This window comes from Treponema bryantii (assembly GCF_900111035.1).
Taxonomy (GTDB): Bacteria; Spirochaetota; Spirochaetia; order Treponematales; family Treponemataceae; genus Treponema_D; species Treponema_D bryantii_C.
The window spans coordinates 63,671-85,849 of sequence record NZ_FOFU01000007.1 but is presented as its reverse complement, the minus strand read 5'-3'; the positions used below and the strand labels follow the sequence as shown (position 1 = coordinate 85,849).

At 39.0% G+C, this 22,179-nt stretch carries 22 protein-coding genes; 13 read left to right on the top strand and 9 right to left on the bottom strand.

The features are described from left to right. Position 1: 1 nt before the first annotated feature. Positions 2–1,534: a LamG-like jellyroll fold domain-containing protein gene (locus tag BMY21_RS11675; protein WP_074644437.1), complete on the bottom strand. Its 1,533-nt coding sequence runs from the start codon at positions 1,532–1,534 to the stop codon at positions 2–4. 3 nt (positions 1,535–1,537) lie between these two features. Between BMY21_RS11675 and uvrC the strand changes: the two genes are divergently transcribed. Further along, entirely contained in the window at positions 1,538–3,541 is a 2,004-nt protein-coding gene (uvrC, locus tag BMY21_RS11670; protein WP_074644434.1) for an excinuclease ABC subunit UvrC, read from the top strand. On the opposite strand, the gene BMY21_RS11665 is transcribed toward uvrC, so the two are convergent. The 3 genes from BMY21_RS11665 to BMY21_RS11655 are packed head-to-tail and all read right to left on the bottom strand — an operon-like array spanning position 3,538 to position 6,109. Further along, a complete protein-coding gene (locus tag BMY21_RS11665; RefSeq protein ID WP_074644432.1) occupies positions 3,538–4,422 on the bottom strand; it encodes a 2-oxo acid dehydrogenase subunit E2 in 885 nt (294 codons plus the stop codon). The two genes, uvrC and BMY21_RS11665, sit on opposite strands and share 4 nt — an antisense overlap. A 12-nt stretch (positions 4,423–4,434) precedes the next feature. Continuing rightward, the gene (locus BMY21_RS11660) at positions 4,435–5,070 is read right to left on the bottom strand and encodes an MBL fold metallo-hydrolase (RefSeq protein WP_074644429.1); all 636 of its coding nucleotides are present in this window, start codon (positions 5,068–5,070) and stop codon (positions 4,435–4,437) included. A gap of 22 nt (positions 5,071–5,092) precedes the next feature. Continuing rightward, a complete protein-coding gene (locus BMY21_RS11655; RefSeq protein WP_074644427.1) occupies positions 5,093–6,109 on the bottom strand; it encodes a LacI family DNA-binding transcriptional regulator in 1,017 nt (338 codons plus the stop codon). A 414-nt stretch (positions 6,110–6,523) separates the two neighbouring features. On the opposite strand from BMY21_RS11655, the gene BMY21_RS11650 reads away from it, so the two are divergent. From BMY21_RS11650 to BMY21_RS11620, 7 genes are read left to right on the top strand one after another with little or no spacing between them, the layout of a single operon-like run. Continuing rightward, positions 6,524–7,588, top strand: a complete 1,065-nt coding sequence (locus BMY21_RS11650; RefSeq protein WP_074644425.1) for a PTS sugar transporter subunit IIC — start codon at positions 6,524–6,526, stop codon at positions 7,586–7,588. Positions 7,589–7,638: 50 nt separating this feature from the next. Further along, the gene (locus BMY21_RS11645; protein WP_083379849.1) at positions 7,639–8,424 is read left to right on the top strand and encodes an SDR family NAD(P)-dependent oxidoreductase; all 786 of its coding nucleotides are present in this window, start codon (positions 7,639–7,641) and stop codon (positions 8,422–8,424) included. A 58-nt stretch (positions 8,425–8,482) separates the two neighbouring features. Then, positions 8,483–10,225, top strand: a complete 1,743-nt coding sequence (locus BMY21_RS11640; protein WP_074644419.1) for a DNA repair helicase XPB — start codon at positions 8,483–8,485, stop codon at positions 10,223–10,225. Further along, the gene (locus BMY21_RS11635; RefSeq protein ID WP_074644416.1) at positions 10,218–12,314 is read left to right on the top strand and encodes a helicase-associated domain-containing protein; all 2,097 of its coding nucleotides are present in this window, start codon (positions 10,218–10,220) and stop codon (positions 12,312–12,314) included. The genes BMY21_RS11640 and BMY21_RS11635 overlap by 8 nt, the downstream gene beginning before the upstream one ends. Positions 12,315–12,322: 8 nt before the next feature. After that, positions 12,323–12,955, top strand: coding sequence for a histidine phosphatase family protein (locus tag BMY21_RS11630; RefSeq protein WP_074644414.1), 633 nt, complete (start codon positions 12,323–12,325; stop codon positions 12,953–12,955). Continuing rightward, the gene (locus BMY21_RS11625) at positions 12,933–13,547 is read left to right on the top strand and encodes an L-threonylcarbamoyladenylate synthase (RefSeq protein ID WP_074644411.1); all 615 of its coding nucleotides are present in this window, start codon (positions 12,933–12,935) and stop codon (positions 13,545–13,547) included. Before BMY21_RS11630 ends, BMY21_RS11625 begins: the two co-directional genes overlap by 23 nt. 17 nt (positions 13,548–13,564) lie before the next feature. Beyond that, the gene (locus BMY21_RS11620) at positions 13,565–13,990 is read left to right on the top strand and encodes a hypothetical protein (protein ID WP_074644408.1); all 426 of its coding nucleotides are present in this window, start codon (positions 13,565–13,567) and stop codon (positions 13,988–13,990) included. Positions 13,991–14,023: 33 nt separating this feature from the next. On the opposite strand, the gene BMY21_RS11615 is transcribed toward BMY21_RS11620, so the two are convergent. Next, a complete protein-coding gene (locus BMY21_RS11615) occupies positions 14,024–14,662 on the bottom strand; it encodes a hypothetical protein (protein ID WP_074644406.1) in 639 nt (212 codons plus the stop codon). A gap of 224 nt (positions 14,663–14,886) precedes the next feature. Between BMY21_RS11615 and BMY21_RS11610 the strand changes: the two genes are divergently transcribed. The 5 genes from BMY21_RS11610 to BMY21_RS11590 all read left to right on the top strand — a co-directional run bounded on the left by BMY21_RS11610 (position 14,887) and on the right by BMY21_RS11590 (position 18,673). Beyond that, positions 14,887–15,837 carry an SGNH/GDSL hydrolase family protein gene (locus tag BMY21_RS11610; protein ID WP_074644404.1) on the top strand — a complete coding sequence of 317 codons (951 nt, stop codon included), beginning with the start codon at positions 14,887–14,889 and terminating at the stop codon, positions 15,835–15,837. Positions 15,838–15,913: 76 nt separating this feature from the next. Then, positions 15,914–16,537 carry an SAP domain-containing protein gene (locus tag BMY21_RS11605; RefSeq protein WP_074644401.1) on the top strand — a complete coding sequence of 208 codons (624 nt, stop codon included), beginning with the start codon at positions 15,914–15,916 and terminating at the stop codon, positions 16,535–16,537. Between the two features lie 11 nt (positions 16,538–16,548). Beyond that, positions 16,549–16,902 carry a VOC family protein gene (locus tag BMY21_RS11600; protein ID WP_074644399.1) on the top strand — a complete coding sequence of 118 codons (354 nt, stop codon included), beginning with the start codon at positions 16,549–16,551 and terminating at the stop codon, positions 16,900–16,902. 2 nt (positions 16,903–16,904) lie between these two features. Continuing rightward, a complete protein-coding gene (locus BMY21_RS16195) occupies positions 16,905–17,306 on the top strand; it encodes a DUF3781 domain-containing protein (RefSeq protein ID WP_074644396.1) in 402 nt (133 codons plus the stop codon). After that, positions 17,279–18,673 carry a FliM/FliN family flagellar motor switch protein gene (locus BMY21_RS11590; RefSeq protein ID WP_074644393.1) on the top strand — a complete coding sequence of 465 codons (1,395 nt, stop codon included), beginning with the start codon at positions 17,279–17,281 and terminating at the stop codon, positions 18,671–18,673. Before BMY21_RS16195 ends, BMY21_RS11590 begins: the two co-directional genes overlap by 28 nt. Positions 18,674–18,692: 19 nt before the next feature. Here the strand turns inward: BMY21_RS11590 and BMY21_RS11585 are convergent, their stop codons facing one another. Genes BMY21_RS11585 through BMY21_RS11570 form a run of 4 tightly spaced genes read right to left on the bottom strand, consistent with a single transcriptional unit; the run spans position 18,693 to position 22,177 of the window. Further along, positions 18,693–19,502: an ABC transporter permease gene (locus tag BMY21_RS11585; protein WP_074644391.1), complete on the bottom strand. Its 810-nt coding sequence runs from the start codon at positions 19,500–19,502 to the stop codon at positions 18,693–18,695. A 2-nt stretch (positions 19,503–19,504) separates the two neighbouring features. Then, on the bottom strand, positions 19,505–20,299 hold the full coding sequence (locus BMY21_RS11580) for an ABC transporter permease (RefSeq protein ID WP_074644388.1): 795 nt from the start codon (positions 20,297–20,299) through the stop codon (positions 19,505–19,507). Further along, positions 20,299–21,282 carry an ABC transporter ATP-binding protein gene (locus BMY21_RS11575; protein ID WP_074644386.1) on the bottom strand — a complete coding sequence of 328 codons (984 nt, stop codon included), beginning with the start codon at positions 21,280–21,282 and terminating at the stop codon, positions 20,299–20,301. The genes BMY21_RS11580 and BMY21_RS11575 overlap by 1 nt, the downstream gene beginning before the upstream one ends. Then, positions 21,269–22,177: an ABC transporter ATP-binding protein gene (locus BMY21_RS11570; protein ID WP_074644384.1), complete on the bottom strand. Its 909-nt coding sequence runs from the start codon at positions 22,175–22,177 to the stop codon at positions 21,269–21,271. Before BMY21_RS11570 ends, BMY21_RS11575 begins: the two co-directional genes overlap by 14 nt. Positions 22,178–22,179 lie beyond the last annotated feature (2 nt).

The following is a 22,179-nucleotide window of genomic DNA, read 5'->3' as shown; positions in this document are numbered from 1 at the left end:
CCTACTTTAACCGTGCCAATGGTCTTGCGAAAACTTCCTTAGAAAGATTTCCGACTACCCTCATATCCAGCGCTGACCAGGCTGCCACCGCAAAATAGTATATTTTACCGTTTTCCAATCCTGTAACTGTAAACGAGCTTGTATTTCCAACATTGATTGGTGATTCACCTTCTATTGCAATTCTTCCAAGATATTCTCCGGGACGGGTTCCATAATAAAGATAATAACCGCCGGCTGTATCATCTACAGAGTAATTCCATGAAACTGTAACACTACCGTTACCAGCAACTGCCTTTACAATAAACGGAGGCAATGGCTCAGGTAGTTCTGTAAAATCAAGTTTAATAGTTGTAATTGCAGGTGTCTGTTCACCGTTTCCATCAGGCATAAGTTCAACTGCAACCTGGAAATAAAGGCCTGTAATTCCTGTAAGTTCCTCTCCACTTTCTACAGGCTTCCATTCAGGATATTCTTCGTTCCAGCCATAAAAGTTTTCTCCAGAACGCACGTAATAGCATACTTCTGTCTGAGTAGGAACATTCATTTCTGCTTCAAGCTTATTTAATACAGAACCTGTAGAAACCATAATAGGCTTAGTTACAAAACGGCCGCCACTTGGGAGATACTGTGTATGTCCAACTCTTCCAGCATTTTCTGCTGACTGGAAATCTGGTGGAGTATAAGGACGACGAAGGATTCTGAAATCATCTATCTTTCCTGTATATTCCGAACAGATTGCGAGTTCAGAAGGAGTTCCAAGATAAACAAGACTTACATCTCCGCCTTCTGAACGGGTTGTTGTTATATATGTAAGGTCTTCTGTAATTCCGTTAACTATATATTCAAGAATACCCGTCTCACAATCAAACGACAGTACATGATAGCTCCAGACATCAGGTATGATTTTTGAAGAGCCTTTCAGTTTAACTTCATTACGGCCAGCTTCATTCACATATAAATCAAAAATATTGTTCAATTCCCAGCGCAGATGACCTTTATCAAAAGTACCGCTTATAACCTGGAATGCAAGCCGTCCGTCTTCATTTCGAGAAGATTCCCAGTTCAAAACTATTTCACCATTTTCTGCAATTGAAGGACAAAGCCAGAATTCAATTGAGAATGAACCCATCAAACCTTCAGATCCAAAGAAACTTCCCGGCTGTCCGGAAATGCTGAGACCACCCATATTTCGACTGAGACCTGCAGCTTTTTCATTTTTTGTCTGATTTGTAAGCTGGAAATTATTTCTGTTGATAGTATAGTCGCCGTTAGAAATCGGCATCTGAGCATCTTCAAAATCTATAAGTAAATCTGTATATTCATCAAATACAAAAGAGTTAGAAGCGAGCTGAATACAGTCATAGCCATAACGACCTTTTCCAGTAGTAATATTTTCCTGCTGCTGAAAAACAGGCCAGCCGCCTTTTCCACCAAGTACATATTCCTTAGCAAAAAGTTCAGCCACGCCACAGGCACACATCACAGCCGAAACCGCTATAATAAGAAGTCTTTTTTTGATACAATTTCCTAACATAACATGACAGCCAAAACTACCGGTGGAAAACCCGCAACAATCCGCGAGGTTCTACACGAAACAGCTCTGAAAGCTCCTCAATCTAGTGGTGTTTACCTGTGGCGAAACGCAGAAAACACCGTAATTTATGTGGGAAAAGCAAAGAGCCTTAAGAGCCGCCTGTCTTCCTATTTTTCTGGACAACAGAGCGTAAAAACAAGGCTTTTAATCTCCCACGCCAACTCTATTGAATACATCACAACAGCAAATGAGTATGAAGCTCTGCTGCTGGAAAACAACCTTATTAAAAAATACAATCCCCGTTACAACATTTGTCTGAAGGACGGAAAATCGTACCCGGTTCTCAGAATTACCAACGAGGATTATCCTAAGATTTTTAAGACCCGCCGCATTCTCCAGGATGGCTCAACCTATTTTGGACCATTTCCTGATGTAACGGCTCTCGAAACTTTTCTTGAAACTATCTTCAAGCTGTATCCGATTCGTCATTGCAGAACTCTCCGTAAGCGGGATACCCCTTGTTTATACTATCACATGAAGCAATGTCGCGCTCCCTGTTGTGGTAAAATTTCTAAAGAGTCCTACAATTTATACATCGGTGAAATTAAAAGACTACTTGAGGGAAAAGGTGAAGAAACCGTTGCCGCACTGAATGCCGAAATGAAGGCTGCAGCCGCCGCTTTGGACTTTGAAAAGGCTGCCCGTTTACGTGATGGCATTAAAGCACTCATGGTTCTTCAGAATCAGAATATAGTAGAAAGCTTTGAAGCGGATGACCGTGATTATATTGCTTACCACAGTGAAGGCGAACTTGTAAGCTTTACTGTCCTTAAGATTCGCCAGGGTAAACTGCTCGGTCGTGAAAACTACCGCGCCGAATCTCTCAACGATGATGATGACTTAATTGCCGAGTTTATGGCTGTTTTCTATGATGATGCTGTAAACATTCCGCCGCAGATTTATATTCCTGCCACCGAAGAGTTTGATCACATTGCCCGCTGGCTTCATGAAGAAAAAAAAGCTACTTCACAGGTTATTATGGTATCTTCTCATGATCTTCCACGTGATGTTGCTGCCCTTCAGATGGCAAAACAAAATGCGAAAGAAGATATTGTCCGACGTCTTCGCGACAGAGGCGATATTCCTGCAATGGAAGAACTCAAACTTAAACTTGGACTGGATACTCTTCCAATCCGTATTGAAGGTTTTGATATTGCGCATATCGGCGGAAAGTGGCCGGTTGCTTCACTGATAAGCTTTTACAATGGAAATCCAGATAAAAAGAATTACCGCTATTTCCGTCTTAAGACTACAGACGGTTTAATAGATGACTTTGCTTCCATGAAAGAGGCTGTTTCACGCCGTTACACAAGACTCTTAAACGAACAGACAGATTTGCCTGATTTGATTCTTATAGACGGTGGTATCGGTCAGGTAAATGCTGTTGAAGAAATTTTAAATTCCCTTGGACTGGATATTCCGGTTGCAGGTCTTGCTAAGCGTGATGAAGAAATTTATCTTCCTGGAAACAGTACGCCAATCTGTCTTCCAAAACGAAGTGATGCACTCCGCCTGTTACAGCGAGTGCGAGACGAGACTCACCGCTTTGCCACAAGCCGTAACCAGAGACTTCGAACAAAAGAAAATACTCAGTCCATTTTCCTGGAACTTCCGGGTGTTGGCGAAAAGCGTGCATTGCAGCTACAGCGCCAGTTCATAACTCTGGAAGCACTGGCCGCAGCAGAAGAAAGTGCTATTGCTCAGTGTCTGCACGTAAAGGCTGCTGAAGCTGCCGACATTCTCCTTAAGGCCCGTGACCTCAACGCCCAGCGCAAAGAGAAAAAAGATTTACAGAGATTATCGCTCGGCGCCGCCGGCACTACAAAAGAAAAAGCAGCAGAGGCAAGTTATATTGCTGATCTTGCAAGCCAGGCACTCGCGAGTCAGGCTCTTGCCGCCGCCGAGAACCCGCCCGACTACGGTTCCTTAGCGGAGTCAAAGGATTAAGGAATATCCTCAACAACCTGTTTAGGCGGCTGCTCAAGTAATTCCGGATTTTTAAGATATTTGTGTAATTCGTGCAGGGCTTCTGAATAATACTGTCCGTCACAAATTCTATCATCAGTTGTAATTACATAATCCAGAAAATGCTTTTTGGTAATTGTTCCATCACGTTTAATTACATTCTCATGCCGATTAGTTGCGAATGTAATTATCATTGGAACATTTCCAAAATTATATAGATGATGAAATACGGAAGGAATTCCCAGAGATCCCATAGAAGACATTACCAGTGAACCATGAAAAGGACTCATATCCAGAAGTGACTGAGGAATATGTCCATTATAATCAAGATGATAAAGAAACTTCATCATTAAACGCAAAATCCAGCGTGGAAGCTTAAAAATCAAACGAAGGAATTTATCCATGTCGCTTGCATCTTCAGGATCTGTCTGCTGCTGATATTCGGTTATCTTATCATGCATCTGTTTATAAACATCATTGATTGTATCTTCCGGCTTAAAGAAGAACTTTATCATGGTCTCAGGAGCATTCATTGTAAGAGCTTTCTTTACTGCCATGCTCACTTCAATATTGTTCCTTGCATAAACACGATAACCATTAACAAAGCGGTTTATACCTGGTTTCTGACTTACAGTTCGTACATATGCAGCAGCAAAAACATACATTACATTAAAACCGTCAAAACCTTCCTGACGTTTCTTATGAATATAGGATTCTATTGCATCCAGTTCCACACCATCAGAAATATAATTATTTGCATCGTTGCGGGTTTCCATTACATACAAGGCAAATATGGACATCGGCTCCATTGATCGAATCAATCTACCGTCTTTTCTGTCTCCGCGACGTCGTTTATATGGCACTGGCTTCTCCTCCTAGCTGAGAAAACTGTTGTATTTTATAAGTTCAACATATTTAAATGGGGCACCATGACCAAAATAAAATTCAGTATCATCGGAAAAGGTAAGCGCCTTTATTTTTTTAAGACTATTATAAATATCATTTTCGTTACCGGTTGGCAAGTCGGTACGGCCTATGCTTGTTTCAATTAAGGTGTCACCGGTAAACACAACCTTTTCGTTTTCAAGTGAAAACATACAACTTCCTGCTGTATGTCCTGGAGTATGAATCACATCAATATCAAAACCAAAAAGATTTATTTTACCTTCAGAAAGGGTTTTAAAATTCACCTTCGGTTGATAGAAAGTGCCAGCCAGAATTGAACCATTCTTTCTTGAATTAGTAATTACCTCAATTTCATCATTAAAGCAGTAATATTCAACTCCAGGATTTTTTTCTGCAAAAGCATTTACCCCCATTATGTGATCAAAATGTCCATGAGTCTGCAGGACAAATTTTACAGGAGGAATTGTCTTTAAGTAATTTTCAATTTCAGAATCATAATAACCGAGGTCTACAATAAAACTGCACTCCCCGGCTGAGCAGACATAAACATTACAGGAAAAGGCTCTCTGATTCACAAAGGTTTTGATTTTCAAATTCTGTGCCAAATTAAATTACTCCATCAATCAATTAAAATAATCTGAAACCTCTGATTGTTTTTACAGAATTACGTTCTATAAGCTCAGGACGGCAGCGAATAATTGGTGGGACTGTTTTTCCATCAATCTGATCCAGCATCATCTGTGCAGAAATCTCTGCAATTTCATTTGCACTCTGTCTGAATGTTGTAAGGCCGGCGTATTCTGCAGCAAAATCATCATCAAAACCAATTACTGAAATATCTTCCGGAATTTTTATATTATGATCTTTTGCATAATCACACACACCAAAAGCAAGCTGATCATTAGTGACAAAAACGGCTGTGATATCTTTTCGGCGTTTTATGAGACGGCCGAATGCTTCGTAGGCACTTTCTTTATCCCAGGTTGCGCTTAATTCATAAAGTTCTTCATCATAAAGATTATAGGTTTTAAGAGCTGATTTAAAGCCTTCATAACGCTCAGTTGGAGCTGCAGAAATTCCATCCACCGGTGCTGAAATATATGCGATTTTTTTGTGTCCATGATTTATAAAATACTCTGCAGCGGCGTATCCACCCTGTTCGTTTGCAGTAATAACCGTACAAATATCTTTAAAAATTGTGTTTGTAGAAACTCTTGGAAGATTTGTTCTTATAAAATCATCAAAATCAGAAGCGTTATTTGTAGCAGGGTTTATTATGATTACACCGTCAATACAACGGAAATTTGCATGTGAAAAATATGTCATATTAAAATGACGTGAAAGGAATATAATATCATAACCGGCAGCTTCTATTTTTTCTCGGAACCGGTTCAAAACAGGAGAAAACAAAGGATGTGAAAAGCCTTTATTCATTCCTGTATCATCATAAACTACGCCTATAAGATAGGATTTTTTGGTTGTAAGGGTTCGGGCAGAAATATTCGGCTCATAACCAAGTTCTTTAGCCTTATTTATAATTCTCTGTCTGGTCTCCTCACTTAGAGAGCCGAGCCCGTTTAAGGCCTTTGAAACAGTAGGTGCAGAATATCCAGTAGCTTCAGCAATGTCGTATATAGTGACCATAAATCCCTCAAAAAAAACGCCGACCTAAAGGAATACGGCTTTCCCAGGTCGGCAAAAAATCTCAATCTGCAGGACAACATACAGGAGGAACCCGCAAATATGAAAAAATAGTTTTTAGGCAACCGGTTGCCTAAATCTAGTATAAACCACATATTGCACCTCGTCAACTTTTCTGATATTTTATTCGAAGATTTTACGTTTGAGATGACTGGATAGTCAGAGTCCATAGAGTCCTGCTTTACCGGTGACGCCACGGCGCGCCGCGTATCACATCTACCAAGTAATTTACTACACACAATTACCTAATTCTCATTTATTTTAACATCACCGTGATATACGGTCACGTCAAGGCACGCTACGCTTAAAGCCTTGACATGCCCGTTTATCGGTTTTTATCAGGAGGATAAAACCGCTATGAACAAGTACGCAAAGCGTTATCTTATTGACGCTATGTCAGGTATGGCTCAGGGACTTTTTGCATCCCTGTTGATTGGAACAATTATTAAGACTTTAGGTCAGCAGCTTCTTCGTCTGAACCAGAATGCTGTTTTCCAGTTCCTCGTAAACGCTGGAAACTTCGCAACAGACGCACATGTTGTTGGTGCCGCTATGGCAATCGGTATTGGTTTTGCAATGGGAGTTCCAGCTCTCGTTCTATTCTCTCTCGCAGCAGTTGGAAGTGCCGCTAACGTAACTGGTGGTGCTGGTGGCCCACTCGCAGTTCTCTTTATTGCAATCATAGCTGCAGAAATGGGCTGTCTCGTAAGCAAAAAGACAAAGGTGGACATCATCGTAACTCCAGCTGTTACAATTCTTGTTGGTGCTTTGCTCACAGTTTTGACTGCTAAGTACATTGGTGCTGCAGCTAGTTCAGTTGGTAAGTTCCTCGTTTGGACTACAAAACTTCATCCGTTCTGGATGGGTATTCTTGTATCAGCTGTAGTTGGTATTGCTTTGACTCTGCCAATCTCTTCTGCTGCTATTTGTGCTGCTTTCGGTCTCACAGGTCTTGCTGGTGGTGCTGCTGTTGCAGGCTGCTGTGCTCAGATGGTTGGTTTTGCAGTTTTGAGCTTCCGCGAAAACCGCTGGGGTGGAATTTTGAGTCAGGGTCTTGGAACTTCTATGCTCCAGATGCCTAATATCATCAAAAATCCAAAAACATGGATTCCACCAATCCTCACTTCTATGATTACAGGTCCAATCGCTACATGTCTCTTTAAGATGGAAATGAACGGTGCTGCCGTAAGTTCTGGAATGGGTACCTGTGGTCTCGTAGGCCAGATTGGTGTAATTACAGGCTGGTTCGAACCAAGTGAAGTTGCTGTTGGACATGGTGCAGTTGCAATTCAGCCAGGTTTCGTTGACTGGCTCGGTCTTGTACTTATCTGCTTTGTTCTTCCTGCAGTTTTGTGCTGGGCATTCGGACTTCTTTTCCGCAAAATCGGCTGGATTAAAGACGGCGATCTCGCTTTGAACTAACTTTTAATAAATATCTTTACAGACTGCCTGTTAAGCGCAACAATATAAGCATGAAAAAGATTGCAATTATTACTGGTGCTTCAGGCGGTCTTGGTAAAGAATTTGTTTCCCGCCTTATTTCTGAGGTTGATGAGCTTTGGGCTATTGGACGCAATGTTTCTAAACTCGAAGCTCTGAAAAATGAAAACGGTTCACAGGGTGAAAAAATCATTCCGCTCCAGATGGACCTTTCTGACATAAAATCCTTTGATATTCTATCTTCAAAACTGCATTCAGAAAACGAAACAGATGGTATTGAAATCAGCTGGCTTATAAATAATGCCGGTGCCGGACGTTTTGGTCCTTCAAAAGATTTCTCAACTGAAGAACTGAATGTCAGCATCACCTGTCACTGTACTGCCATTGCTTCAATCTGTAATATCTGTATTCCTTATATGAAGGCAGGCAATCATCTTGTAAATATTGCATCACAATCAGCATTTTCCCCATTACCATATATCAACCTTTATGCTGCAACTAAAGCTTTTGTTTACAGTTATACCCGAGCGCTCGGTGAAGAACTTAAAGACTCAGGAATTATTGTAACTGCAGTCTGCCCAGGCTGGATAAAAACCGGTCTTATTGTCGAAAGCTTAAACGGCAAAAAAGTGCACTTTCCGCTTCTCACAACTGCCGACAAGGTAGCCGCAAAAGCACTCAAAGATGCAAGACGGGGAAAGCCTGTTTCAATCTACAAGCTTTCTGTACGCTACATTGCATGGCTTCAGAAACATCTGAATAATTCTATCTCTGTTCGAGTATGGGCAAAACTGGTTGAAAAATACGTGAAGAAATAGTTATTTTTTTCATTCTTATTCTATAAAAAAACGATTTCTGATATAATTCTCGTTTGCGATGAATTATGAAAACCCGTTGATTGTTCAAGGCGACCGCTCGCTTTTACTGGATGTACATGCCCCTCTTGCTGAGGAATGCCGAAATGCACTTATCCCATTTGCTGAGCTTGAAAAATCGCCGGAACATCTTCACACATACCGACTTACTCCCCTTTCTCTCTGGAACGCTGCCAGTGCGGGTTTTTCTGCCGATGACGCTGTAGAAGTTCTCCAGAAATTTGCACGCTATGATGTTCCTCAGTCTGTTACTGCCTGGATTAAAGAAACTGAAAGCCGTTTTGGAAAGATTAAACTTATTGCAGGTCCTGATATTGAAGTTCCTGTAAAAGAAGGTTCTGCTGAAAAAATAGTTGAACACTTCTTATATCTTGTTGCCGACAGCCTTCCCGTTTTTAAGGAGATTGGTGCAAATCATTCTGTAAAAAAACTTCTCACAAATACACTTGAAGACAATGGAGCTCCTGAGCATTCCTTCCTGCTAAAACTTACAGACCGCGGTACAATCAAACAGCTGCTTCTTCAGGCTGGCTGGCCTGTAAAAGATGAAGTTGCATTAGTTGATGGAGAGCCTCTTGATGTTTCTTTACGGGAAACTACAAGCGCAGGTCGTCCTCTTCAGATTCGTGAATATCAGAAAGGAGCTGCAAACGCCCTTGTTGGAGATAAAGGCCCTGGTACAGGTTTTGGAACAATTGTTCTTCCTTGTGGTGCCGGTAAGACTATCGTAGGCATGACAATTATGGACATGCTCAAAACATCAACACTGATAATTACTACTAATATTTCTGCAGTTCATCAGTGGATTGATGAGCTACTTGATAAAACAAATCTCACTGCAGATCAGATTGCAGAATACTCCGGTGAATCAAAAACAATTAAGCAGGTAACAGTTGCAACCTATCAGGTTCTTACCTGGAGACCGGACAAAGAAGGTCCTTACCCACACTTCTCTATTTTCCATGAACGTCCATGGGGGCTTATTATTTATGACGAAGTTCACATGCTGCCGGCTCCGGTTTTCCGTGTAGTTGCAGATTTACAGGCAGTGCGCCGTGTTGGACTTACAGCAACTCTTGTTCGTGAAGATGGTTGTGAAGGTTATGTATTCAGTCTTGTTGGACCAAAACGTTATGATGTTCCATGGAAAGAACTTGAGCGTGACCAGTGGATTGCAAGTGCAGAATGTATTGAAGTTCGAATAGACCTTCCTGCCACTCAGGAAATTGAATATGCCGTAGCAGGAGTCCGTGAAAAACATAAAATCGCAAGTATGAATCCTGACAAACTACCGGTAGTTAGGAAAATTATTGACAGTCATCCTGAAGATAAAATTCTTGTAATAGGTCAGTACCTTCAGCAGCTGGACGAAATTGTAAAAGATCTGGGCTGTCCTATAATCACAGGAAAAACACCGAACACCGAACGTGACCGCATATATAATGATTTCCGCGAAGGAAAAATCCGCGTACTTGTTGTGTCTAAGGTTGCAAACTTTGCAATCGATTTGCCGGATGCTTCACTTGCAATTCAGGTAAGCGGAACATTCGGAAGCCGTCAGGAAGAAGCACAGAGACTCGGTCGTATTCTTCGTCCAAAAGAAAGAAAGTCGCGCTTTTTCACTTTGATTACCAGAAACACTGTTGAAGAGGAATTCGGTTCAAACCGCCAGAAGTTCCTTGCCGAACAGGGCTATGAATATAAAATTGTAAGATACGACGGAGAACTTAACTTAGATGAATGAAAATGAAATCAACAGCTGGAAAGAAGCTTTTTCTTCCCTGCCAGACAAACAGTTTTTTAATACAGTCCGTCTCTATCTTGGAGAAATAAAAACTCCATATAATAAACAGCGACTCACAGAACAGCTTGCCGGCTTTATAAGAAAAGAAGAAAATCTTACAAGTATTCTCACTCTCCTTGATGTTTTTGATATAAAAGTGCTCACTGCAATTTCAATGATTCCAAACGCTTCACAGGAAAGCCTTGCTGATTTTTTTCATGGTGAAACTTCAGTTACAGAAATCTATGCAGAAGTCATAAACCTTACAGAACGTCTTTTAATCTATAAAGAAAAATCTCAATATTCAGAAAAAGAATATATAAAAATAAATCCACTCCTTCGTGAAAATCTTATTCCATATCTCGATGCTTCTTTGATTTTCCCGAATTACAAAGCAGAAATTACTTCAATTGAAGATGTATTTACCCTATCTCCAAATCTTCTTGCTGCTTTCATAACTTATATCCGTATCCGCGGTATTTCATGTAAATCAGACGGAACAATCAAAAAAAATGATCAGAAACGACTTTCTGAAATTTTCCCGGGAAAAGAAAAACTCATTCAGCTTTTGATGAATGCCTTTGTAAATCTTTCACTGGTTTATGAAGATGAAAAAGAAACCTGCTACGTCATAGATATTTCCAGACTTCAAAAATTTTCTGAGCTTCCGGAACTTCAACAGTATGCACTTTTATGTGCCGCAGCTGTTTCACGCTTTAGTAAAGATGGATTAAAAAAAGAAGCTCAGTTATTGATTGACTGTCTTACTTCTGTACCAGAAACAGGCTGCACTCTCGAAACTATTCTACGTCTTGCATTCCTTGCCGGTACCTATACTGAAGATGGAACCACATCTGTACGAAAAAGCAGATTCAGTCAGATTCTTGCTGCTGCGCGACAGGAAGCCGGTGCAGAGCCAGAACAGAATGCAGAACTTTTAGACCGGATGATTGACTGCGCTCTGGAGTTTGGACTGTTACAGAAAATCGGAAAAACTGGAGATGGTGTTGAACTTTATAAAAGCTCGAACGAATTATTAAAGGTTGTTTCAACTCCGCTCAACAATCACTCTATACCAAAAGTTTTGAATATCGATTCAACCTTCACTGTTACTCTTATGCCGGGACTTACACTCCGCCAGTTGCTTCCTCTTACAGATTTTATGCTCGTAAAGAAAAGTGGAGTCGTAACTGAATTTGAAATAACAAAACAGTCAGTATCAGAAGGCTTTGATCACGAACTTTCACCAGACAGTATTTTTGAACGTCTCGAAAGCTATTCTAATTATCAGATTCCTCAGAACCTCAAAATAAATATAACTGAATGGTATAATTCCTATTCTTCTGCAACACTTTATTACGGTTATATTCTGAAAGTGACAGACAACAATATTTCATTTGCAGAAAATAATCCGAACATCAGAAAATACATAAAAGAAAAACTGGCCGACGGCATTTATCTTTTGAATCTTCCGGCCGGTACAGACATTTCTACATTTGTTGAAGAAAGTTCTCTTGATTTTATGGGCAATGTAAAAACTTCAACAACAAAATCAGAGTTTACAAGCTTCCCTCTTTTGCGTCCGGGCCGGAAACCAATGGTTCTTGAAACCCGCAGCAAAACAGAATCAAAGAAAACTTCAATTGCAGAAGCCGGAAAGATCCTTCAGGCACTAAAGGCAAGTCTTAAAAAACTTGATATGGATAAAGCTCAGAAGGAAAGCCTCGAGCACAGAATTTCAAGCAGACTGATTCTTTCCGAATTACAGCTTAAAAATGCTTCAATCCGTACGGAGATTTTAGAAGCTGACGGTATGGATTTTGCGGGTAAAGTACATCTGATTGAAGCTGCAGTAAAAGAAGAAGATATGATGGAAATCCGACTTCCTGCTGCAGATGGAAAAGGAGAGTTTTTCACACTTGTCGGAAAACCACTCAGCATTTCCCGCCAACCTGGCGAAGCAGTTATGCGTATTCAGATTGAACCGACAAAAGACATTGAAAACCTTTTGGTAAGCAGAATTACACATTTAAGAAGATTAAGATTTTAGGATTTAATATGGAACTCTATATAGTACGACACGGAACAACAGACTGGAATGCAGAAAAAAAATTCCAGGGCGCAAAAGATATTGAACTCAACGAAAACGGACGCATACTTGCAGCAGAACTTGGAAAACGCCTCGACCACTCTGGTATAGACTTTGACTGCGTTTATTCATCTCCGCTAATCCGCGCTTATGAAACAGCATGTCTTATCCGTGGACACAAAACTTATCCGATTATCAGAAATCAGCTTCTTACAGAAATCAGTTTTGGCGGACTCGAAGGCCTTCCGTATAATGAATGGATAAACACAGACCACCCAAGAAAATATTTTTTCACAGAACCGGGAAGCTATGTTCCACCAGAAGGCGGCGAAACTTTCCAGTCTGTCTGTGACCGCACAAAGAAATTTGTTCAAACTATTATCGAACCGATTCAGAACAGCCAGCCAGATTCACGCATTATGATTGTTGCTCACGGAGCTCTTTTGGCAGGAATGATGTGTTATCTCGAAGGCCACGGTGTTGATAATTTCTGGGGAAGTGGTTTGAAAGGAAACTGTGAAGAAGCTGTTTATCAGTTTGATGGCAACAAGTGGACAAAGACTCATGAGGATGAAGTACATGAAAACCCTTATCAAAAATAAAAATGATCAAGAATCTATAAAGACCACCGCCAACACTCTCAAAAACGGTGGAATCGTAATAATTCCAACTGATACAGTTTACGGTTTCAGCGGAATCGTTGATCTCAAAAACGCAGCCTCAAACTTCGAAACCGATGCAAAAATCCGCACTATCAAAGGGCGGGCAGAAACAAAACCGCTCATTCAACTGATTGCAAAGCCAGAAGATATTCATCTTTATACTGATGATGCCCTTCCAGCAGAACTCCTTTCAAAATGGCCGGGCGCCCTCACAATCATTGTTCATATAAAAAAAGACTCGCCACTTGCTGCCACAGCGATTCCTGAATCAGGCACAGTAGCCTTCCGTTGTCCTGGTGACGAATGGCTAAGAAAAATAATTACCGAATGCGGGGCTCCAATATTCAGCACCAGCGTAAACCGCAGCGGCCAGCCAGTTCTGGACACAGCTGACGCCATTTCCAGTGAATTCAAGAACGAGGTTGACCTGATTATCAATGACGGCGACAAAAAAGGTGCCCTGCCATCTACCCTCGTCATGCTCGAAAATGGTAAAGTCAAAGTGTTGCGTCAAGGCAGCGTAGAAGTATAATTTTAAATAAGAAAGCTATGAACGGAAAAATCTCAATTATACAAAAAGACGAAGCCTACTCTTACGATGAATTATCCTTTATCGAAGAAAACATTTGCCCGCTGATTACTGATAAAAATCAACAGACTGCTGTAAATGAAATTCTTAAAAATCTCAAAGAAGCAATTGAAAATAAAAAAACATCAGCCGCTATTTTTTTTATGCCGCAAACTACCTTCAATATTTTTTCTTTGCTTCAGGGAGATAATTCCATTTGCAAGATTCAAAAAGAAGATATTGAAGCGTTGAATAATACTTTTGAATCAATTGATAATTGCAACCAACCGATATTCAAGCACTTTAAGAAAAAACTGAAAATACTCAACGAATATCTCCAGGAGGGAAACTCTGTATCTCCGACCGTAATTGCGGCAGATAATTTTTCTGATATAAAAATTAAATAAGATTTGTACACCCCTTTAATTCTGCAAACAATTTTATTGTTTTTCAGAAATTAAAAGATATAGATTTAAATAATATGCAATACTTTCATACATATTTATCTTCCGGTTAATTTTCATAGAAAAAAACTGAACACATAATGGAAATAAAAAAATACCTATAAATGAAAAAATAATAAGGTAATTTGATAGAAGTTCATTTTTTGAAAAGATAGATATAATAACCGGCAATAGTACTATAGACAAATATTTCTCAATATTATTCTCCTGCTTATTTGATTCTTTTTCCTTTTTATTTTTGAAATAAGTAATTATTTGCGGAAAGGATTCAACCTTTATTTTATTCCTTGCCAGATTTTGTATAAATTGATTTAGAAACTCTTCTTCATACTTCTGTCCTTTTTTATAAAAAAAGTTTTCTCTTCTTTGAATTTTTAATCTATAGTTATAAAAAAATAAAAAATACAAAAGAAAGATAACAAGAGAGCAAATTTTTCCAATAATAGATTCATTATGTACATTGAAATAGAATAGAACAAAGGAGATTAAAAAATATCCCCCCCAGAAAACAATGTATATTGCTTTATCTAAAATAGAGCCATTCTTAAAGATATTAAAACCTTTATATGATTCTTCAACTTTCTCTATAATACTATAAAAATCCTCTGTAAACATTTTTCATTTCCACCCTTAAGCATTTGCAAGACTCACAGGCATAATTGATAAATCAGAAAGATCAAATTCCAAGCCGTATAATGTAGATAAATTTAAAATCCACAAAATTATTATAACACTAGTATCTCAAAAATAAAATAAAAATAAAAATATATCTTTGTTTTAATTTTCAATCTATGCCGCCTCATGTTATAATCAATCAAAAAAAAACACAGAGGCTTAAAATGATTTTAACAAACAAGGAATTACAAAACTTCTATTTTGGAGCTTATAGTTTTGAAGAAACTAACGAAGGGTATTTACAGGCATTCCAATATACAAAAGAGCAGATGGAATATTTTAAGAGTGGACTTGATTTCTGGTACGACAGATGTATGGCCAGCAATGCAAAAACAATCGAGTTGAAAACTGAAGCACAGGCTATTTCTTTTGACTATAAATTTCTCTGGAAGGGCTCAGACGATTCTTTTGAATTAATGATTGATGGACTGATTACAAAAATTGAATATGTAAAGAATCTAAAAAAAGAAGGCAAACTTGAATGGGCGCTTCCTTCTGGTATGAAAAATATTGTAATTTATCTTCCAGCAGATGCCACTGTTTTAATTCGTAATTTCTCAATTGATTCAATTGCTGAACGACCTGCTAAAAATGAAAAAGTATTATGGCTTGGTGATTCTATCACTCAAGGCTATGGACCGCTTCGCTCTGCGCAAACATATGTTAGTGTTGCAAACAGACTTTTGAATTATGAAATTATAAATCAGGGAATCGGCGGTTATGTTTACGATAAAAAATCTCTGCTAAAAATGGAAGGTTATAGTCCTGATAAAATCATTGTTGCACTCGGCACAAATCAGTATGGCTGTGAAACAATGAAAGATATAGAAGAGTATTACGAGACTCTCATGTCACTTTATGGTAATGATATTCCTGTATTATGCATTTCTCCCTTGTGGCGTGGAGACAACATGGATGGAATTCCGACACTCGAACGCTTCTGCAAAAATGTAAAAAAGATTGCCGGAAGTTATAAAAACGTAAAGGTAATAGATGGCTTTAAGATGGTTCCACATTTAAGCGAATATTTTCTAGATAATCTGCATCCTAACTGCCTTGGAACAGAAACTTACGGTCGAAACCTCGTAGAAGAAATTCGAAAACTTGGATTCTAGAAATATGACACTGTGTTGTCATATTTAATAACGTATAATTTCTTTATCAAACTGATAGTTATGATAAGGAAATTATATGCTCCGCCCTCAATTCAATGAAATAAAATCATACGAAGAATTCTCTAAATTCTACTGGTATCGTGAAGAGCTTCAAAAAATCTGTAAACAGCTTGGACTTGATTCATCTGGTTTTAAGGCAGATTTGAATCATTCTATTGAAGAATACTTCAATGGAAATCTGGTAAGATCTGTAAAATCACATCGTCTTACAGAAAGGGGAATACACTATACTAAATCCGTTGTCACCACTCACCTCACACTGCAAACAAGTCTGTTAGAATGTCGTTTCTGCTTCAACCAGCGCTTCCGAGATTTCTTTTCTGAACAGACTAGAATCAAAAACTTTAGATTCAATGTTGATATGGTTGCAACTGCACGTAAGGTAAAAGAAACAAATGACACAACCTTTACCCTTGGTGATCTGCTAGACATCTACTACGGCAAAAAGACCTATAAAAAGTACGACAAAGTTTCTTTGCAGTGGAATAAGTTTGTTCAGGATTTCTGTGCAGATCCAGCAGCATACCAGTTTCCGAATAAACTAAAAACTACTGCCAGGCTCTGGAAAATAGTGCGCGAATCAACAAGAGAAAAAGTATTTAAACATGAATTGTTAGACGAATTTGAAAATAAAATTTAAGGAGTACTGCTATGACTTGCCATATTGATTCTTTGTATATAATTGTTGATGATTTGGAAAGAGCAATTGCTTTTTATGAAGATTTCTTTGAACAGAAGATTCTCAATAAAAGTGAGCTCGGTGGTTATTTTGATATTAATGGATTCAGATTTCATCTGTTTGCTTATAAAAAGGTTAGTGAGTCACACACTTATGGAAGTAACTGTTTACCGAGCATTTGTTTTGCATCTCTGGAAGAAATGAAAAGAAAGATTTCTGACAAAGAGATTTGTTTCCCCCTTACAAAAATCAGCAAAAACTGGGTAGCAGAATTTGTTGATTCAGAAGGAAATCACATTGAAGTTTATACACCTGTTAAGAAATAAAAGTGAAAAATGATTTGATAGAAAATATCGAAAAACTCCACACAACACCAATGGGCGTGGAACGTATCCGTCGTAATCTCTCACTTGGTAATGATGAAAAAGATGTCATTGCGTTCTGTCGCCAAAAAATCCTGGATATCCGCTCTGTAATTACACGCCATGGAAAAAACTGGTATGTCAAAATTGATGACTGCATAATTACCGTAAATGCCTACAGTTACACGATAATTACAGCGCATAAAGCGCAAAAACAGGAAGTTCTCTACTATGTAGTAGTAGAATTCTACTCAAAAATCAAGATTTCTACTAATTCCTACGATAAATCGAGTGACAACGCTATATTCCTGACCTATACTTATCATCAGGAGATTAAAAAATGGATGCACAGAGAACTGGAAAACTGATTAATTATTTGCGATCGAAAAAGGGGATAACCCAGAAGGAGCTTGCGAACCTTATAAATGTAAGTGACAAGGCTGTAAGTAAATGGGAGCGTGGCGACGGGTGCCCTGATGTAGGAACTTTACCGGCCCTTGCACAGGCTCTCGGTACAGATGTAGATTCTCTTTTGAAGGGAGAACTCAAAGAAGTTGCTGAAGAACGGAAAATTTTAACTGAAGAAGAGCTCAAAGCTGAAATTGCAAAAATGGAAGCTGCCGGAACTCTGGAAAAACCGAATAATAATACAAGTCTTTTGAAAAATCCTTTAGCGCGAATTCGTATCTATGATTTTAAGCGTCCTGATCTATTTGGAAAGTACGAGCTTCGAAAAATCTTTAATTTCTTTGATATGTTGTGCGAAAAATTCCGTAATGAACTTGCAGGTAACAGAAATGATTTACTTGGAATAAAAGTTTGCGCTGTGGATCAGCTTACAAATGAGGAGTTTATCCGAAGCCTTCCCCAGAGAACTTTTTTCTATACTTATGATTATAACAACTCCGGTTTTGCAATTGAAATCGATCCTCAGATTGGAAAGGTTCTGCTCAAGCATGATTTAAAGAAATACCCCGAACTAACGCAGACAGACAGTGACTGCCTTAAGATTGCTTACATAGACAGGTTCTCTCAGATGCTTCAGGAACTGATTTTTTCAAACACCGATAAATCGATTCCATGGGAAGATTTTAAAAAGCCATTTACAAAAGATTTAAATACGCTTTTGCCGTGGTCTGCCGGTCAGAATTTGAGTGAGATGTGTGTTCTTGTTACGCTTGCCCTTACAAGTGATGTTTGCACTGGAATGATTAACATTCAGTTGAATTATTCTTATTTATCACGTCTTTGCCGTAAAGCAGGTTTCTTTGGAAAAGATAATCCGCAGCTGGAAAATCTAACTGATATAAAAGCACGCCCTTGTGAAAATAATGTGCTTGTAGAATTCGGCCGTTTTATTTCTGATTCGGTAAAACTTGAAGCCGGCACACTTCTTATGAGCAATAAAAAATTCGGAACTCCTTTGAATGTTATTATTGAGAACAAAGTTCTCTTTGGTGGTGAGGCTGTTATTGTCGATGAAAACTTTGGAGTCAGAATAATCGAAGTAAAGCAGGGAGAGCCTGTCCGTTACGATGAAGAACACTATATTGCCCTACGACTTGGTGCAACTTATCTTTCTCAAGAAGATATCGCACGTCTTGATGAGGGATTCGTTTTACAACTGGACAGTCTACCAGGAAAACCAATTGCAATTATTCAGGATGGAAAATGCGTTGCCCGCGGCGAAGTTGTGATTATTGATGATATGTTTGGAGTGCGAATTGTAGATTAATCTTCGCCGGCGCAAAAGTTTAATTTCCTGAGCTCTTATAATACTTAATACTGAATCTCCAGAAGGCATATGCCAGCAGATACATAACAAGTCCAACAAAAGGTGTGATGTACATAAAGATTGTCGGATAACTAGCCATATCTTCTTTTCGCAGCAAGTACTGAGCCGGGAAATAATTTACAAAAGCGAATGGTACAACGAAGGTCATCAAAAACTGAATAGCCTTATGAAAAATACTTATCGGATAGCAGGCGAACCTTCGTGTGTTCCAGTAGAAAACTTCCTTAAGCGCATTAGTTTCCAAAAGATAAATATTCAGTGTTGCAAGAAATAAGAAAATTGCTCCCTGAATCAAAACACCTCCCGTAATTGTCAGAATATAATAGAACACTCTAAGAGGCGTCCACACTACTCCAACCTTTGAAGCAGAAATAATAAAGAGAACAATTCCAAGCCCGCCCTGTCCGACAGCCGCAAACCAGTCTGCATTTGCAAAAATCAACTGATACAAAAGTCCACGTGGCCTTAAGATATATCTGTCAAAGCCACCGCTCCTTACTGTATTTCCGAAATCTCGAAGTCCGGTAAAAAAGATAATCAGAATACCATAGGTCACATAAAGCAGACTGGACAAGAAAATAACCTCATAAATATTCCAGCCGTTCAAAGTGTCAAACTTCAAAAGAGTAAAAAAGATTACGATGATTGCCGTTGACTCGCGCAGAAAAACTGCAAGCGAACGAAGAATCGCATCAACCTTATACTGAAACCAGGACCGGAAAATCATCCGCGTGTACACTGCTGAAAGAGTAAACAAATCAGATTTCATAATTAACCTCCCTGAACCACAAGTTTCTTTTTGCCCTTGTTCCATAAAATAAATCCGCAGGTCATAAGGCAGACAATCCAGATAAACTGTTTGATAAAGCCTGCCACAACTTCGCTACCATTTATGCTTCCAAGATAAATCTGAACCGGCGTAAAGTAAATTCCTTCGAAAGGAGTAAAGGCTATTATCTTTCTGACAATCTCCGGCATAAACCAAAGCGGAATCATTGAGCCGGACAAAACATTTATAAAAACATTTTTGATTGTCATGATTGCCCACACATTCATAAGCCAGAACGAAAACATCTGAAACATAAAGCTGATGCTCCAGAGAACTCCGTAACCAAGCAGTGCACTCAGAATAAAAAGTCCAAAGGCACCTGCACTTGCCGGCCGCTCAATTCCGATAAAAATCACAGCGACTATCATCGCTGGTATAAAGTGGAAAATCAGTTTGAACAGTGCAATTCCAAGATTATCTGCCAGCATTCTTCCGTGAAAACTCACAGGCAGCAGCATCTCTGTTGCAATACTTCCATCATAAAGTTTGCTAGAAAGGTAATAATCATTTACAACAAAAAATGATTCCAGTCCCAGCGACAGAACAAAGTTTGTCGTTACCATACTCAGCGTAATTCCATCAACCGCCTCACGCCCGCCGTACAGAGCCTTGTAAATCTCAACATAAATCACAAGGCGGATAAGCGTATTGAAAATACCCATCCAGTGATCCAGCCGGTATGCACTTTTTTGAAGAAAGCTCTTTTTTGCAAAGGCCAGATAAGGAGAAATTGTCATTAAGAAACCTCCCCGTTATACATCTTCTGAATAATACTTTCGATTTCCGGTTCTGCAACGGTTATATCATGTACACTATATTTTCCAAGAATCTCGTGCATCAGTTTATTTACATCTACAACATTGTTATCGAAGGTGAAGCTCATTTTTCTGTCACCAAGATTTTCGATGGCAACCTTGCTGATTGGTTCAACTGTAACTTCTTCATTGAACTCCGCAATAAGACGGCGTGTTGTTCCATACTTGCCGCGGATATCCTGAATCGAACCGTCAAACATCAGAGAACCTTTATCAATAATTATGATTCTCTTACAGGTCTGTTCGATGTCCTGCATATCGTGTGTTGTAAAAATCATTGTCACTTTGTCCTGCTCATTCAGCTCGCGGATAAAGTTTCTGATTGTCTCCTTACCAATGATATCAACGCCGATTGTAGGCTCATCAAAAAATACAATTTCCGGTGAATGTAAAAGTGATGCTACAATATCAGATCTCATTCTCTGTCCAAGTGAAAGCTGACGTACCGGCTGATTTATAAAGCTCTTCATATCCAGCATTTCTGTAAAGCGATCGAGGTTTGCTTTGTATTTCTCTTCCGGAATACGGTAAATGGCACGAAGAAGTTCGAAACTGTCGATTACAGGAAGATCCCACTGCAGCTGCGACTTCTGTCCAAATACAACGCCGATTTTTCCAACATAGGATTTTCGCTGTCTGTAAGGAATAAAGCCGTTTACGCTGATTGAACCAGAATCCGGACACAAGATTCCCGAAAGCATTTTGATAGTAGAAGATTTACCGGCACCGTTCGGCCCGATAAAACCGACCATCTCACCCTTTTCAATCGTAAAGCTTAAATCCTTTACAGCATGCTTGATTTCATATTTCGGAACAAACATATTTGCAATCATTCCGGGAATACCAGCGCTTCTTTTGTTTACCTTAAAATCTTTTGAGATATTCTGGACTTCAATAAAGCTCACTTTTTTTTACCTCACCGTTCAATTGTTTTATTGTATCTCCCAGTTTTGCTCTGCGAACAATCACAGACTTTACCCGGGAATGTAAACAGATTCGTTCCAGCACTTCCTTAGATGAAACGTGATTGGAATTATATTGGATTGTTAATTTATCATTTTCCAGAATGTAGCGTTCTATCTCGAGATCCGAAATATCAGGAATAGTTCCTTCAAACTCGATGTAACTTTCTTCCATCGGGGCCATACTTTTATAGAGTTCTTCCTTTGAACCATAGAATGCAAGAGCTCCCTTATCCAGCAGAAGAACTCTATCTGCAATTCTGGAAATATCTTCCATGTCATGAGAACTTACAAGAATTGTTTTGCCCTTTTTTTTCTTGTCATCAATCAATTTATAAAAAGCGGCTTTTCCATTCTGATCCAAACCAATACAAGGTTCATCAAAAATATATAAATCTGCATCACGCAATAAAGTAAGTCCAAGTTCTGCACGTCTTTTTTGTCCAAGTGACAGACTCTTCGGTTTTGAATGGAGAAGTTCTGAAAAATTAAGTTCGTGTGAAATCTTCATTAGACAGGTTTCAAACTCAACCTTATTCATTCCATACATAATTCTGATTTCATCAAGATGGTCCATAATAGTAAGATTATCTTCATAGACAGGAATATCAGAAAACAGTACTGAAATTCGTTTTGCGATTTTAGATTTATTATCAACAGGATTTTGCCGTAAGGTATGAACTCTTCCAAGTTCTGGCTTTAAAAGTCCTGAAACCAGCTTAAGAAAGGTTGTTTTTCCTGCACCAGACGCACCAATAATTCCAACTGTAACGCCCCGGGGAATATGAATATCAATATCGTGTAATACAAACTTATTTACATAATCAAAAATAACCATAG

Excerpts from the sequence above, each read along its gene's own strand:
- BMY21_RS11675 (WP_074644437.1), bottom strand. The coding sequence starts at position 1,534 with ATGTTAGGAAATTGTATCAAAAAAAGACTTCTTATTATAGCGGTTTCG.
- BMY21_RS11625 (WP_074644411.1), top strand. The coding sequence starts at position 12,933 with ATGAAAACCCTTATCAAAAATAAAAATGATCAAGAATCTATAAAGACC.
- BMY21_RS11650 (WP_074644425.1), top strand. The coding sequence starts at position 6,524 with ATGAACAAGTACGCAAAGCGTTATCTTATTGACGCTATGTCAGGTATG.
- BMY21_RS11610 (WP_074644404.1), top strand. The coding sequence starts at position 14,887 with ATGATTTTAACAAACAAGGAATTACAAAACTTCTATTTTGGAGCTTAT.
- BMY21_RS11655 (WP_074644427.1), bottom strand. The coding sequence starts at position 6,109 with ATGGTCACTATATACGACATTGCTGAAGCTACTGGATATTCTGCACCT.
- BMY21_RS11570 (WP_074644384.1), bottom strand. The coding sequence starts at position 22,177 with ATGGTTATTTTTGATTATGTAAATAAGTTTGTATTACACGATATTGAT.
- BMY21_RS11630 (WP_074644414.1), top strand. The coding sequence starts at position 12,323 with ATGGAACTCTATATAGTACGACACGGAACAACAGACTGGAATGCAGAA.
- BMY21_RS11635 (WP_074644416.1), top strand. The coding sequence starts at position 10,218 with ATGAATGAAAATGAAATCAACAGCTGGAAAGAAGCTTTTTCTTCCCTG.
- BMY21_RS11600 (WP_074644399.1), top strand. The coding sequence starts at position 16,549 with ATGACTTGCCATATTGATTCTTTGTATATAATTGTTGATGATTTGGAA.
- BMY21_RS11605 (WP_074644401.1), top strand. The coding sequence starts at position 15,914 with ATGCTCCGCCCTCAATTCAATGAAATAAAATCATACGAAGAATTCTCT.
- BMY21_RS11590 (WP_074644393.1), top strand. The coding sequence starts at position 17,279 with ATGGATGCACAGAGAACTGGAAAACTGATTAATTATTTGCGATCGAAA.
- uvrC (WP_074644434.1), top strand. The coding sequence starts at position 1,538 with ATGACAGCCAAAACTACCGGTGGAAAACCCGCAACAATCCGCGAGGTT.
- BMY21_RS11585 (WP_074644391.1), bottom strand. The coding sequence starts at position 19,502 with ATGAAATCTGATTTGTTTACTCTTTCAGCAGTGTACACGCGGATGATT.
- BMY21_RS11645 (WP_083379849.1), top strand. The coding sequence starts at position 7,639 with ATGAAAAAGATTGCAATTATTACTGGTGCTTCAGGCGGTCTTGGTAAA.
- BMY21_RS11620 (WP_074644408.1), top strand. The coding sequence starts at position 13,565 with ATGAACGGAAAAATCTCAATTATACAAAAAGACGAAGCCTACTCTTAC.
- BMY21_RS11640 (WP_074644419.1), top strand. The coding sequence starts at position 8,483 with ATGAATTATGAAAACCCGTTGATTGTTCAAGGCGACCGCTCGCTTTTA.
- BMY21_RS11580 (WP_074644388.1), bottom strand. The coding sequence starts at position 20,299 with ATGACAATTTCTCCTTATCTGGCCTTTGCAAAAAAGAGCTTTCTTCAA.
- BMY21_RS11615 (WP_074644406.1), bottom strand. The coding sequence starts at position 14,662 with ATGTTTACAGAGGATTTTTATAGTATTATAGAGAAAGTTGAAGAATCA.